At 40.2% G+C, this 14,078-nt stretch carries 11 protein-coding genes and 1 pseudogene; 2 read left to right on the forward strand and 10 right to left on the reverse strand.

The features are described 5' to 3' along the window. Positions 1 to 34: 34 nt before the first annotated feature. The 3 genes and pseudogenes from LZP46_RS10410 to LZP46_RS10420 all read right to left on the reverse strand — a co-directional run bounded on the left by LZP46_RS10410 (position 35) and on the right by LZP46_RS10420 (position 3,331). A complete protein-coding gene (locus LZP46_RS10410) occupies positions 35 to 412 on the reverse strand; it encodes a diacylglycerol kinase (RefSeq protein WP_236093778.1) in 378 nt (125 codons plus the stop codon). A 172-nt stretch (positions 413 to 584) separates the two neighbouring features. Then, the gene (locus LZP46_RS10415; RefSeq protein ID WP_236093779.1) at positions 585 to 1,715 is read right to left on the reverse strand and encodes a DUF389 domain-containing protein; all 1,131 of its coding nucleotides are present in this window, start codon (positions 1,713 to 1,715) and stop codon (positions 585 to 587) included. A 42-nt stretch (positions 1,716 to 1,757) separates the two neighbouring features. Further along, positions 1,758 to 3,331, reverse strand: a pseudogene (locus LZP46_RS10420) (sensor domain-containing diguanylate cyclase). A 423-nt stretch (positions 3,332 to 3,754) separates the two neighbouring features. Between LZP46_RS10420 and LZP46_RS10425 the strand changes: the two are divergent. After that, the gene (locus tag LZP46_RS10425; protein WP_236093780.1) at positions 3,755 to 4,306 is read left to right on the forward strand and encodes a ricin-type beta-trefoil lectin domain protein; all 552 of its coding nucleotides are present in this window, start codon (positions 3,755 to 3,757) and stop codon (positions 4,304 to 4,306) included. Between the two features lie 105 nt (positions 4,307 to 4,411). On the opposite strand, the gene LZP46_RS10430 is transcribed toward LZP46_RS10425, so the two are convergent. The 7 genes from LZP46_RS10430 to LZP46_RS10460 form a co-directional block, all read right to left on the reverse strand. Next, complete coding sequence (locus LZP46_RS10430) at positions 4,412 to 5,311, reverse strand: LysR family transcriptional regulator (protein ID WP_236093781.1); 900 nt, start codon at positions 5,309 to 5,311, stop codon at positions 4,412 to 4,414. 48 nt (positions 5,312 to 5,359) lie between these two features. Next, entirely contained in the window at positions 5,360 to 7,075 is a 1,716-nt protein-coding gene (dld, locus tag LZP46_RS10435; protein WP_236093782.1) for a D-lactate dehydrogenase, read from the reverse strand. Between the two features lie 90 nt (positions 7,076 to 7,165). After that, entirely contained in the window at positions 7,166 to 8,320 is a 1,155-nt protein-coding gene (gene lldD / locus LZP46_RS10440; RefSeq protein ID WP_016659249.1) for an FMN-dependent L-lactate dehydrogenase LldD, read from the reverse strand. Further along, a complete protein-coding gene (gene lldR, locus LZP46_RS10445) occupies positions 8,317 to 9,066 on the reverse strand; it encodes a transcriptional regulator LldR (RefSeq protein WP_019837849.1) in 750 nt (249 codons plus the stop codon). Before lldR ends, lldD begins: the two co-directional genes overlap by 4 nt. Positions 9,067 to 9,090: 24 nt before the next feature. Then, complete coding sequence (gene lldP, locus LZP46_RS10450; protein WP_236093783.1) at positions 9,091 to 10,761, reverse strand: L-lactate permease; 1,671 nt, start codon at positions 10,759 to 10,761, stop codon at positions 9,091 to 9,093. A gap of 518 nt (positions 10,762 to 11,279) precedes the next feature. Continuing rightward, the gene (locus LZP46_RS10455; protein WP_178319512.1) at positions 11,280 to 11,777 is read right to left on the reverse strand and encodes a hypothetical protein; all 498 of its coding nucleotides are present in this window, start codon (positions 11,775 to 11,777) and stop codon (positions 11,280 to 11,282) included. Between the two features lie 97 nt (positions 11,778 to 11,874). Then, a complete protein-coding gene (locus LZP46_RS10460) occupies positions 11,875 to 13,125 on the reverse strand; it encodes a YncE family protein (protein ID WP_178319511.1) in 1,251 nt (416 codons plus the stop codon). Between the two features lie 351 nt (positions 13,126 to 13,476). Between LZP46_RS10460 and LZP46_RS10465 the strand changes: the two genes are divergently transcribed. Then, complete coding sequence (locus LZP46_RS10465; protein WP_236095204.1) at positions 13,477 to 14,073, forward strand: 5-formyltetrahydrofolate cyclo-ligase; 597 nt, start codon at positions 13,477 to 13,479, stop codon at positions 14,071 to 14,073. The last annotated feature ends 5 nt before the right edge of the window (positions 14,074 to 14,078 follow it).

Genomic DNA, 14,078 nt, shown 5'->3' on the forward strand with positions numbered 1-14,078 from the left:
TATTTTAAAGTCTGTTTTATGCTTTTTTGAAGGATTAAGCAGGAATCAGGCATGCGCCCCAAGTCAATGCGATAATTGCCAAAGCAACAAATTGCGCTGCACTGCCCATATCTTTGGCATTTTTAGACAAGGGATGTTGCTCCATTGAAACACGATCGACCACAGCTTCAATGGCTGAATTAATCAGTTCGATAATGATGGCAAGTAAACACACCACGATCATGAGCACTTGTTCGACATGACTAACAGGCATGAAAAAACTGAGTGGAATCAGCAGTGAATTAATCAGAATGATTTGCCGAAATGCCGCTTCGTTTTGAAAGGCGGCTTTAAAGCCTGCCAAAGAATAACCTGTGGCGTTCAAAATCCGTTGTAAACCAGAAGTGCCTTTGTGAGGAGAGCGTGGAAGCATAGTGAATCTGATTTGAAATAAATCGGATGTTAAGTGGTTTAGCTTAAAATTGGCTTAACTATAACCTTTTGAGACTATTAAATTAAATCGGTGCAATATGTAACATTATGAGTGCCTATTGAATAATAAGACGCCATCTAAAGTAAGCTATAAATACCATCAATTTCTTAATCTAAGGTTGTATCAACTGCTCGGCTTCAACTTGCTTCATCTCAAAATCAGGACTTTCTATGGCTTGAATAATTTGCACAGGAATAAAGCGCACTTGAACAACACTGGGTTTTCCGCGTGGATCCTGTGCCAGTTTTTGATTTAATGCAGAAATCTGTTGAGCTTTTGGCGCTATATCTCCACGCAATACTACGCGAATTAGAGTCATCTCTTTACGCCGATCAAACTGCACCGTATCAATTAAATTATTATGCTGATTAAATTGACTTTCAATCAAGCTTTCTACCTGATGTTCATACATCTGTTTATTTAACATCATCATAAAGTTAAAGCTTAAATAGATACCCAGCGCAAAAAGTACTAAAAGACTCACGATATTTCTTTTAATAAATTCAATTACTGTGCTATTTACTTCTTCATCGGAACCGCGTCTAAAACCTGCTGCCCATAACACCAGTGAAGAACTAATTTGAATCGCGACAATATTGGTCAGTGCCAACAGTAGCGCGTTGGCTGCATGTTTCCATTCTAGATGCGCAATTAATATGCCACTTGCAACCAGCGGCGGTACTAAAGCGGTCGCAACTGCAACACCAACAACAGCCACAGACAGACGCGGCGAAACGGCTGCAAATGCCCCTGCCGCACCACCCGCAAGTGCAATCATTAAATCCATAATAGTGGGCTGAGTTCTAGACAAAATTTCATGGGTGATGGGCAAGTTAAAATTGATCAGACCTAAAATGATGCCAATACTGACAATCATCGATACACCTAAAACTAAGGTTCTAAAGGCCGTTTTAAAAAACAACCAACGATTATCAATAAAGGCTAAAGCAATACCTGAAATGGGACCTAGCATCATCGCAACTAGCATTGCACCAATCACCACTGCGGCTGAATTTGACAATAAACCGTAGCCCGCAATAATTGCTGCCAAAGCATTCATAATAAAAAAGGTTTTGCTTGGTAAGGCATCCGCCTGAATGTTCAACCGTACTTGTTTATGATCAATTTTTTTAGAATTTTCGCGCTCCGCCTGTTTGTATTTCAGCTTTTCTTTCAAAAGTTCATATTTTTCTTGTTCAGGACTGTCTTCAACCACTATCGTTGGATCTTGATCTTTTTCCATCGCATACCTCTTTGTCAGCTGAATAGGAATCTTTCCAAATCCTCATGTAGCCGTAGACTTTGTACAATTACGTCCATCAAGTTTAGCTTCATACAATTTATTATCTGCAAGTTTCAGTACATCAGAAACATCTTCTGCATCTTGAGGCCAAAAAGCGATGCCAATTGAGATGGTGATTTGACCCATACCATCAATATTGGTTTGTTGCATGGTCGTTCTTAAACGCTCCGCAACTTTGTATGCCACACTTGGGTCGGCAGTCGTCATCAGCACAAAAAATCCTTCGCCCCCGGAACGACAGCAAATATCCTGTTCCCTAAAATTAGTTAGCATTAGTTGCGCGAGCGTTTTAAGTACCACGTCACCTTGATCATGTCCATACTGATCATTAATTTTCTTAAAAAAATCAATATCAATGGCTAATACTGCAAATTCGGTACGAGTCTCTAGCAGTTCATTTAAAAATAATTGCATACCACGACGGTTATATAAACCTGTCAACGGGTCCGTATTGACATGATGTTTTAACTCCGCAATCCGATGACTAAAGGTTTCCGAACTCATTAATAATGAGGTTCTAAACTTTAAAACCTCGAAATACCATGGATCAACTTCTTTAATTTTATCTTGGATTTCAGCATGATTGAGCATACTTGCCATACGTGCCAAGCGGTTCAAAGGTGAAGAAATAAAGCTTGAGATATACCAAATCAATAAAAAAATAAAAAAGTAGAAAATAAAGACACCAATCGATACTTTTAAAATCAAGGTATTGGCTTGGGCAAGTAAATCATCTGTGGGCTGCTGAGAAACTACAATCCAATTTACACTTGGAATATGTGCAAAACCCGCCAAATTATCTATACCTAAACTATTCTTTAAACGAATTGATCCCTTTTTATGATGATTAATATAATCCAAACCTGTATTATTGATAATTTTTTCACCAATGCGATTTTTATCTGGATGAAAAATAATACGATTATGTTGATCAATCACATACATATAACTTTTTTATAATCATACTGAGTATTGAGCATGGTATTTAATAAGTTCTTCCGTTGTAAATAAATCGTACCACTGATCAAGCCTAAATATTGATGTGTTTTATCATAAATAGGTTGTGACATCATGACAACTAAATTATTACTTATAGACCAATAGGGAGATGAAATATAAGTTTTCTTTTTTTCAATAGATCCATCAATACCAACACTACTATAAGCATGATTAAAATTAAGTTTTAATGTATTAGGTGCATAAGCTAAAATATGTTTATTCTGCCCTACCAATAAAACACTATTAAAATTATTCGATTGATTTTTTAAGCGTTGTACTTCTTCTTTTCTAAGTTGTGTATTATAAAAATTTTTTTCTAATAAACGTGCACTATAATCCAACTCTTGCAGCATATCTGAAAAATGTTGATTGGCACTGGTGGCAATTTTTTCTGCATATTTTTCATTGATCGAAAGTGAATTTTGAATTAATTGTTGTTTAATTACATAATTTAAAATAAATACACTTACGACAAATAAGCCTGATACACTTAAAATTGTGGAAATTAAAATAAGTTTACGCAGATTCAATCCGAGTCTTAGTAAAAAATGTTTCAACAGTTCCTACCCCAAAAAATTCAAAAAACTGTGACAAGTGCCAATTTTAACACATAACTTTACAACTCAATCACATAATTTAAAGCAATACAGTTGAATTTTAGTTGTCTATTTTTGATGTTCAATTGCACAAATTAGATAGTTCCCTTGTTGCTGACCACCACCTCAATTCATAAATATATCCTGTAAATAGAACTTCTACCACACACCTCCCAAGAATGCACCCACTAGCAAACTAAGAATACATAGAATCGCGAGTTGAAGTTTTTTCATACTTAATTTTTTGCTTGAAAACCGTGTCTAGGAAACCATGTCTAATAGATAAAATTTTTTGGTCAATTACACACAAAATTACAAAAAATAAATATTTATTCCATGCTTTAAATTTATCCTATGCACTTAATAAATATATTGTTTTCTCTTATGTTTAAGACACTTTTCACTATAAGCAGTTGCTCACTTTTAACAGCATGTATTGTAGTTGACGGAACAGCATCGGGGCAGATTCCCAATATCGTCATTCAACCTCAAATTCCAGCAAGTACACCTGTAGAACGTCCTGCACAACAAACCATTTATATGCCAACACCTATGCCTTATCCTGCACAAACATGGCAACAAAAAGTCAAAATTAAAACCTATGATGGTCGCTGCGTAGATTTTAGTCGCAGTAATCAACGTTCCATTCAGACTTCACATTGTCATGATGGTACCAATCAGCATTTTATTTTCCATCCTGATCAAAACATTGCCGTGCAAGGCAAATGCCTAGATGTAGCAGGAAAACAGAAACATGATGATGCTGAAGTTATTGCTTATACCTTTAATGGACAATGTAACCAAAAATGGTATCTCGATGGACAGTGTATTCGTAGTTTAGATACAAGCGAATGTTTAGACATTTATAATGGAAAAATGAAAATGTATAGCTGCAATCAAAATCGTGGTCAGAAATTCAATTTTATTGCCTTATAAAAAAGAATCACTAATTCCCTCAGCCTAGCCTGCTCTTTTGAAGATGAGGGAATTAGTGAATGATGATTTAAAAAATTATAAAAATTTTACTTTAAACACCATTAATTAAGGATGCTGGCTAAACAAATCAAAAATCACTTTTCTTAACCACTGATGACAGGTTTGGTGATGACAAGACGTATGCCAATACTGTCGTACAGGATAAGTTGGAAAATTCAACGGCGCACTTACTACTTGTAAATTCCCACGTGCCAACAATACCTCACTTAAATAATAAGGTACTGTCGCAATCATATCGGTTTCTTGCACAATTAAACCAACCCCTAAATAACTTGGAATACTCATTAAAATATTACGTCTTAAACCGCGATTGCTTAATTCATTTTCAATATGGTAGTGACCTATACTGGTATCCACATCGACATGCGATTCACGAATATAAGCTTCAACATCTAAACTTTTTTCACAAATACGTGGATGATCTTTACGACTTATCACCACATAATATTGTAAAAATAATTGCTGCTGATAAAAACCCTGTTCTAATTCAGGTAAAAATCCAATCGCAAAATCAATTTCACCATTTGCCATTTGATAACTGGTTTCACGGGTAATAGGACGAATTTTAATCCGTACCGAAGGTGCATATTTTTTTAAAAACTTTGTCAGCTTTGGCAATAGAACCAAATGCGAAACATCGGTCATTGCCAAGGTAAATAATTGATCGGAATGGGTCGGATCAAAATCGACTTTAAAGTTATTAACCGTTTCAATTTTATTAAGAATTTCACTAATCGGTGAAAAAATCTGTTTCGCCAACTCTGTTGGCAACATTTCATTGCCCACCCTTAAAAATAATGGGTCATTAAAATGCTGACGAATTTTATTTAAACAGTTACTAACCGCAGGCTGACTCATGCCCAACGCATCTGCGGCAGCAGACACATTTTTTAATTTATACACATAATAAAAAATCTGTAGCAGTCTGCTATCTAACTTAAACATATCCCTCTATCCTTAGAATCAGTTTCACTGCTCAGTTTTCATCCTTATTTAACGCCAAGCTTTTAATTTTGAGCTATGTCCAATGCCCACATTAAAACAATTGGTCGGGTCCAATTTTTGATAATGCTGCTTGAGGGCAGGCTTCGCCACGTATAAATGCCCAACATTATGTTCTGCAGGATACTCTGCCCCACGTGCATCTAGCAATGACCACATTTGATGTTCCATTGCCAATGGGTCTACGCCTTTTTTAATAATATAGTCCTGATGAAAGACATGACATAAAAAATGACCATAATACAACTTATGTATAATCGCCTGCTCCAACTCTTCGGGTAAATTTTCAACCCATTGCTGATCATTACGTCTTAACGCAATATCTAAAGCAACAATGTCTTCCACTTCATTTCGGTGTGTATCACGATAACGGATTGCAGCACCTGCCACTGCAAAGCGATGCAAAAAAGCCTTGCGACCTTCATCTTCATTACATAGAAAAAAACTGCCGGAATTGCGCGTGATAAAATAATCCAGTAAAAACTGCTGTACTGCCGCAACATCTTGCTGCTCAATGCGCAAAATTAAATGATGTTCATACAAATCACGAAATTGGTTCATGCGTTCTGGTAAATGATTTGGCAGTAGTTTCGTGAACATTTGCAAAACATTATCCGACAATCCACGCATGCCCCAACGGGTTAGAAAACCATCAACTTTGTCTTTCATGGCAAAAGCTGCAGGTACTTTACTGGTGCCAAACTTCTCGATAAACAAGAAGCTGTCTTTGCCGTATTCTGCACCAATGTCATAGGCATCTCGATGAATATACTCGCCAGCAATCGGTACACGCGGCAAATCACGTAATAAAAAACGGCGAATCGCGGTTAAATCATCCTGCTGATTGCTGCCGATATAAAACACCTGACTCGGAATTTTCTCAAACGTATCCAAACGCACTGCAAACACACAGACTTTACCTGCCGAACCCGAAGCTTCAAACAAACGGCTCGGGTCGGCATTAAACCGTGCAGGCGTATCGGCGTCGACTTGGGAAACATCATGCACATAACGCTGATCAGAAGCACAACAATGTTCCGAATATTCAATATCTTCAGGGCGATATTGTTTTTGCTCAAGTCTGGTTAAAATTTCTTCTGGCGAGTTTCCTAAATTCACCCCCAGATGATTGATGAGTTGCAACTCGCCCAGTTCATTGACTTGTGCATATAAGGCCAACTCAGTATAGGCAGGGCCACGTCTGACCAATGCACCACCTGAATTATTACATACCCCGCCCAACACCGAAGCGCCAATACAAGATGAACCAATGACTGAGTGTGGCTCACGCTGATGTGGCGCCAATTGTTGTTCCAAAGCATCCAATGTTGCACCAGGCAAGCAAATCACTTGCTTGGCATCGTTGATGAGCTGAATACCTTTTAAACGTTGGGTGTTGATCAAAATTACAGGACGATCATAGTCATCACCAAAAGGGGTAGAACCACCCGTGAGTCCAGTATTGGCGGCTTGCATAATAATAATGCAATCTGCTGCCACAGCCACTTGTAACACTTGCCACTGCTGCAATAAAGAACCTGGCGTGACCACCGCAAAAACCTGTCCTTCGCCAAAACGTCGCCCTTGACGATATAAACGAGTATCTGATTCATGGGTCAATACATGCGCTTTTCCCACAATATCGACCAAGTTTTTGAGGGTTGCTGCAGCATCAAATTGTGTTGCAGAAGAAATTGTCTGTGGCATAGTGTACAAGTCCTGAAACAAGATGAAAAATACAATTGAGCGATTCAGCCAAACGTATCAGTTGATGGATTGATCGCTCTTGCTGGCAATTTAGCCTTTCAGTTCACGCTCAAGTTGTACCAAGCAATCTGAGTTAATCGCTTGAATGTTTTTAGCACCCGTTAAGGTCATTGCGACGCGCATTTCTTTATCAATCAATTCGAGTAAATTACTCACACCCGCCCCGCCTGCAGCGCCTAGTGCATAAATAAAGGCACGTCCGAGCATACAAGTATCCGCACCCATCGCCAACATGCGCACCACATCTAGGCCATTACGAATACCTGAATCCACTAGAATTTTTAGATCTCCTTTTACTGCATCAGCAATAGGTGGCAAGGCACGTGCAGTAGATAACACACCATCTAACTGACGACCACCGTGATTGGACACCACAATTCCGTCAGCCCCAAAACGAACAGCATCCTTAGCATCTTCAGGGTCTAAAATGCCTTTAATCACCATCGGGCCATCCCAAAATTCACGAATCCACTCCAAGTCTTTCCATGAAATGGATGGATCAAAGTTATTGCCCAACCAACCAATATAATCTTCCAGTCCAGTCGGCTTGCCCAAGTATTTGGAGATATTGCCCAAGTCATGCGGACGACCCAGTAAACCCACATCCCATGCCCAGTTTGGATGCATCACTGCCTGCATATAGCGTCGCATAGCAGCATTTGGACCACTCATGCCCGAATGTGCATCCCGATAACGTGCACCAGGCACAGGCATATCTACTGTAAAGACCAGTGTTGAACAGCCTGCGGCTTTAGCACGTTCCAAAGCATTGCGCATAAAACCGCGGTCACGCAATACATAAAGCTGAAACCACATTGGGCGTGAAATGGCAGGCACCACTTCTTCAATTGGACACACCGACACTGTAGATAATGTAAACGGAATACCCTTTTTGTCTGCTGCTACCGCAGCCTGCACTTCACCACGGCGCGCATACATGCCCGTTAAACCCACAGGTGCCAACGCCACAGGCATTGACAAGGTTTCATTAAATAAAGTGGTTTCTAAACTCAAAGCCGACATGTCATTCAAAACACGTTGGCGCAAGGCGATCTGTGAAAGGTCTTCCACATTTCTTTTTAGCGTTTGTTCCGCGTACGCACCTCCATCAATATAGTGAAATAAAAATGGCGGTAAACGGCGTTTAGCTGCTTCGCGGTAATCATTCGCAGAAGAAATAATCATGGCGCTATCCTGTTTAATCGACTCGCACGCTGACGACGCGCATCTTCCTCGTCTATCATACGTACTTGTTGAACTACAAATTCAATATGTCCACACACTGCCGAACGGGCAGCTTCTGGATCCTGGCGTTCAATTGCATCCATCACTTGAAAGTGTTGATCATGCAACTGATCGAAACGGTGGGCTTCGGTATAGACTTTGCGTCTGCCCAAAACTACGTTGTATTGCAACAAATCAAATAAGCCACGCATCATTTGAATGAGCACCAAATTGTGCGATGCTTCGGCAATTGCCAAATGAAACTTGGCATCGGCAATTGCTGCCTGATCGTCATCACCTAAAATTTGAAAATGGGCGATTTGCTCATAACATGCACGGATTTTTTTCAAATCCTCAGCGGTTGCCCGCTGTGCGGCATACCATGCCGTACCACCTTCAAGCACCATTCGAGCTTCCTGCACATCAAAACGATAAGCAGGGTCTTCATCAATCAGGTTACTTAAAGGCTGCACAATTTGATATTGCGACCAATTGGTGGGTAGCTGTTGCAAAAAAGTACCCGCTCCAACTTTGCTGACCAGCATGCCCTGACTGGTCAATTGCTGAATAGCCTCACGCAAAGAGGAACGGGAAACCCCGAGTTGTTCACATAACTTTCTTTCGGCAGGCAATCGGTCTCCGACTTGCATCTGATTTTTTTCAACCAGTGTGCGCAGGTCTTGTACAACTTTGTCGGAGACTTTCATGCGGCTATCCTCTTGTGCATGTGGTTATGGAATCATCCATGGGAACACATAAGCTTGTAGAGTGATAATAATACCGATCATTACGGTGAACGTGATACTGTGTTTCACGGTAAAGCGGAATAGATCAGATTCTTTTCCGACTAAACCCACTGCCGCACAGGCAATTGCAATCGATTGTGGTGAAATCATTTTGCCTGTTACTCCACCACTGGTATTGGCAGCAACAAGTAACACTTCTGGTACACCAATTTGCTGTGCAGTTGTGGCTTGCAAGGCAGCAAATAAGGCATTGGCTGATGTATCTGAACCTGTCAAGAACACTCCAATCCAACCTAAAAATGGCGAGAAGAATGTAAAAGCATTGCCTGTATGAGCCAAAGCCAGTGCCAAAGTCGCAGACATGCCTGAATAATTGGCAATAAAAGCAAAAGCCAACACCATCCCAATCGAATAAATCGGTGTTTTTAACTCATTGATGGTTTCTGCAAAAGTTTTAACAGCTTCACGCGGTTTCATTTTTAAGTAAATGATGGTGATGACAGCCGCAATCATAATTGCAGTACCCGTTGCACTCAGCCAATCGAACTTAAAGATTGCATCGTAGTCTTTGACATCTGCCACCACAGGCGGCATTTTTTGCACCAATTGATGTAAAAATGGCACTTTGATGGAAATTACCCAGTCATGCATTGCCCCATCTTTGGCAAATAAATCTTTAAACGGTTTAATACTCCAAATGGTGACCATCACCGTTAATACTGCAAAAGGTGACCATGCTTTAACAATCTGCCCTATGCTGTATTTTTGCTGTTGTTCTGCAACCAAGTTGGCATCTACTTTTGTATCTGCATCACTAAAACGGAAAATGTGTTTTGGCTGCCAGAATTTAAACAACACCGTTAAACTGACCAAAGATGCAATCGCAGCTGTAATGTCAGGTAACTCAGGCCCAACAAAGTTAGAGGTCAAGTATTGTGCAATGGCAAAAGCACCGCCACCCACCAATACTGCAGGCCAAGTTTCTTTCACACCGCGCCAACCATCCATAATTGCCATAATCCAGAACAGCACAATTGGCACCATAAATGGCAGCTGACGTCCAACCATCTGGCTAATTTCCATGGTTTCTACACCCGAAACCTGACCCGCCACAATAATTGGAATCCCCATTGCGCCAAACGCAACCGGTGCAGTGTTCACAATTAAACATAAACCCGCAGCGTATAAAGGCTTAAAGCCCAAACCCACCAATAAAGCTGCAGTAATTGCCACTGGCGCCCCAAAACCCGCTGCACCTTCTAAAAATGTCCCAAACGCGAAGCCGACTAATAGCATCTGGAGACGCTGATCTTCTGTAATCGAAAGAATAGATGAGCGAATAATGTTAAATTGCCCTGTTTTTACAGAGATTTTATATAAGAATAATGCGCCAATAATAATCCATGCGATTGGCCATAAACCGTAAAAAAAGCCATAGATCAATGAAGCAAAAGCCATTGGTGCTGGCATGCCATAGGCGAATAAAGACACTAATAACGCCAAAATCACCGTAATTGTTCCCGCAACACTTCCCTTTAAGCGAAATACAGCCAGTGCCAAAAAGAAAAAAATAATCGGGATTAATGCAATAAGACTCGAAATCCAAATATTTGCCATTGGATCATAGATCTGTTGCCAATGTTGAAGCATTGTCATCTCCTTGAAATGCTCACTCAAACGTAAACATAGGTCTAAGCATAGAGGTAAAATTCTAATTTTGGTCTGACCAATATTAAGATAAAAATCAAAATACTCTTAATATTTGCAACAAATAATAGTTTTATACAAATAAATGTCAACATTGGTCTGGTTATTTATTTATATGGTCATACCAATTTAAATAAAGATGATCTTTGTTCGCAGCATAAAAAATACGGTGAAGAAAAATTTAAACTTTGTTTTTTCTGCAGTTTTTAAAAGGAAGGAAAAACTAAATTTATTCGGCACAGCTTTATACAACTTTAGTCCAATACAGTAAAATACGTGTGCTTTCTTCTAAGATGAATTGAACGCTTGATCAAAGGAATCATGGATAAATTCAGCTCAAGTGGCCGCTATTCGGCTTAAAAACATGTGGATTAAAAGAATTTTTTAGACAAAAAAATAACGCCATTATTGACTGCAACAATGGCGTCATCGTGTATTTATAACAGCAACTCACACCTTACTGTGGCTTAACCTGTCACCACGATCAGGCGCTTTAAACGCGAAATATGCAAATCAATTTGCCCTGCAATTTCAGGTAAAATTTGCTTTAAAAACTGGCTATAGTTCATTGCATCTTCTGCTCTTAATACGCCTGCTTGTACCAATTGTTCCTGCTGTAGCAACATACTTTGTACACGGTTTAAATCAGGCTTTTGCCCTTGGCTTAAACCTGTACTAATTTGCTTAAAGCCTAAATACAACTGATCACGTTGCTGGATTAATTGCTGCATTTCAACTGCAGATACCGCAGCACGCTCTAGCATAGCGTTTGTTTCCAGTACATTTTCAGATTCATCTGAATATAGACTTTGCGTTGTTTCTATCTCTGTGGAAGCCGTGTTCGGTTTCACCCACACTGTTTCCGAAACAGTCTTATTCGGTGGTTGAAACACATACACCACGGTAAACAACACCGCGACCGCCAAAACAAAAAAGCCAATACCGAGCCATCGAGTCCCATTCATGTGCATGCTCCATAAGCAAACCATCCTAAAATGCGCTCAATTCAAATATCGTCTTGAGCGCCTTAGCATGCTTTGCCTGTTATGATCGGCTTAAAAATTACGGCGTCGACCAATCGCTTGGTGCATAACCCAAACGCACTCGCTGTGGGTGATTCCCCACTGGCACACTGCGGACTTTTTCTCCCGTAGCAAAGTCAATCACCGTTACCACATCGGTTTCACTTTCTGAAATCACACAGCTTTTTCCATCTGGGCTACGGGTTGCCCAATATGGTTTACCTGCAGGAATCAGTTTGCCTGCTTTTAAACTCTGACGGTCTACAATGGTCGCGTAATCATCCATCGTACCAGCCACACAGAATTTTTCGCCATCTGCACTGATGGATAAACCATGATGACGTGAATCATTTACCCATTTACTGCGGTCTTTTGGAATTGTACTGCTGCCCGGTAATTGTCCAATACGGGTGACTTTATCGGTTTTTAAGTCGTATTCCACCAAACCATTAAAAAATGAAACCTGTGCATAAAGTTTGCTTTCATCTTTACTTAGCACCATAGGACGCACTGAGTTGGATAAATCTTTACGTCCAAAGGCATCTAACGCAGGTCGGAAATCAATTTTTTTCAGAACTTTATAATTGTTGGCATCGGCAATGGTAATAAAGCGCTTACCTTTGGTAAAATCTTGCCACTGTGCATCCATCGAAGTTTCTACGTTACCAATCGCAGAGTTTAAGATTTTCGTTCCACCTGCAAAGTAAATATTTTCGTGCGGCTTATCCCCTGTTGCAAAACGCCCCAATTCTTTACCTGTATGAATATCTAAAACATGCACCACATTACCTGACGATGCCGACACAGCAACACGTTGTCCATCTGGTGAAACCGCCATGTGGTCTGCGCGGAAACCTTCGACTGGCGTACGCCAATTAATTTTGCCCGTTTTAATGTTGATGGATACCACATCGGCAAAACTTGGACGTGAAGCCACAATCGACTGTCCATCTGGCGTGGAATACATATCATCCACCAACTGGTCATTGCCCTCACCTGCAGTTTGTTGAATGTAAGTGTAGGCAATCAATTTCACTGGATTTAAATGAATTTCTAATAAACGCTCTTTGCGGTCAGGAATCATATTGACCACACCCACTTTGCCAAAGTCTTGTGAAGGGTGAATCACCGTCACTGTGCCATCCCAGTTATTGCCGACAAAAAAGACTTGTTGGGTATTCGGTGGCTGCGGTAAATAGGTCGAATCTGCATAACTTTGTGCGCTGACACAACTTCCTAAAGCCAGCACGCCTTGAAGTAGATGTTTAAACACCTTGTTGGAATAATTCATGTTCTTGTTCTCCCTGAACAGCAAAATGAAAGTGTTGTTTTTGTTTTGGCTTGTGTTTTTACATATTTGTTGTTTTTAACTAAAGCCTGCCTAATCCATCTTGAAGCGATCTTGAAGATTGTTGGCGTGGCATTGATTGGGCAATAGCATAAGAGTTTTTGTAATTTTGCGTCTAGGGTTCGAGCTAGACTAGCCGATAGCAGGTCAAGTTTCAGATAAACAGAAATACAGCATCACATCCTGTTAAAATGCCAAGTATGATAAAAGCTTGTTTTTGTCGATGAAATGACAGTAATCCCATACCCATTCAAGCATTTAAACTCAAGAATATAAGGATGTGCCGAGATGCAGTTGTTGGAACTTAAAACCTTGCGTAAACAGCTTCGACAACAACGCAGAGCAGTCACGCGTACCCAACAGCAACACGCACAGCAAGCTGTTTTGCAGCGGCTAATACGACTGCCAAAATTTCAGTACGCAAAAAAAGTGGGTATGTATTTACATGCTTTTGGTGAAATTCATACACAGCGCATCATTGAATACTGCTTCGTGCATAGCAAACAAGTGTATTTACCCATGATTTGCAACATGAATCAACACTTGGTGTGGGTACAAATCACCCCACAACAATATCGTCAGCATCGCTTTGCCCATCATCGTTTGGGGATGCAAGAACCAAGAACAAGTCGCGGAAAACACATCTCCCATTTAGATTTAGTCTTGATGCCCTTATTGGCTTGCGATACGCATGGCACCCGCATTGGAATGGGTGGTGGTTATTATGACCGCACTTTAGCCTCTGCTCCACAGCGTCCTTATCGCTTAGGTATCGCACATGATTTTCAGCTGATTCATGCAAACTTGCCACGTGAAAATTGGGATCAACCTGTAGATGCCTTACTGACTCCACAACATTTTTTACAGTTTAAACGCAACTTGAAACGCTAAATTGA

It is taken from the genome of Acinetobacter sp. SCLZS86 (assembly GCF_021560715.1).
In the GTDB taxonomy this organism is placed as follows: domain Bacteria; phylum Pseudomonadota; class Gammaproteobacteria; order Pseudomonadales; family Moraxellaceae; genus Acinetobacter; species Acinetobacter towneri_A.

Bases quoted from the DNA above. Each gene is read 5' to 3' on its own strand.
- LZP46_RS10410 (WP_236093778.1), bottom strand. From the start codon at position 412: ATGCTTCCACGCTCTCCTCACAAAGGCACTTCTGGTTTACAACGGATT.
- LZP46_RS10415 (WP_236093779.1), bottom strand. From the start codon at position 1,715: ATGGAAAAAGATCAAGATCCAACGATAGTGGTTGAAGACAGTCCTGAA.
- LZP46_RS10425 (WP_236093780.1), top strand. From the start codon at position 3,755: ATGTTTAAGACACTTTTCACTATAAGCAGTTGCTCACTTTTAACAGCA.
- LZP46_RS10430 (WP_236093781.1), bottom strand. From the start codon at position 5,311: ATGTTTAAGTTAGATAGCAGACTGCTACAGATTTTTTATTATGTGTAT.
- dld (WP_236093782.1), bottom strand. From the start codon at position 7,075: ATGCCACAGACAATTTCTTCTGCAACACAATTTGATGCTGCAGCAACC.
- lldD (WP_016659249.1), bottom strand. From the start codon at position 8,320: ATGATTATTTCTTCTGCGAATGATTACCGCGAAGCAGCTAAACGCCGT.
- lldR (WP_019837849.1), bottom strand. From the start codon at position 9,066: ATGAAAGTCTCCGACAAAGTTGTACAAGACCTGCGCACACTGGTTGAA.
- lldP (WP_236093783.1), bottom strand. From the start codon at position 10,761: ATGACAATGCTTCAACATTGGCAACAGATCTATGATCCAATGGCAAAT.
- LZP46_RS10455 (WP_178319512.1), bottom strand. From the start codon at position 11,777: ATGAATGGGACTCGATGGCTCGGTATTGGCTTTTTTGTTTTGGCGGTC.
- LZP46_RS10460 (WP_178319511.1), bottom strand. From the start codon at position 13,125: ATGAATTATTCCAACAAGGTGTTTAAACATCTACTTCAAGGCGTGCTG.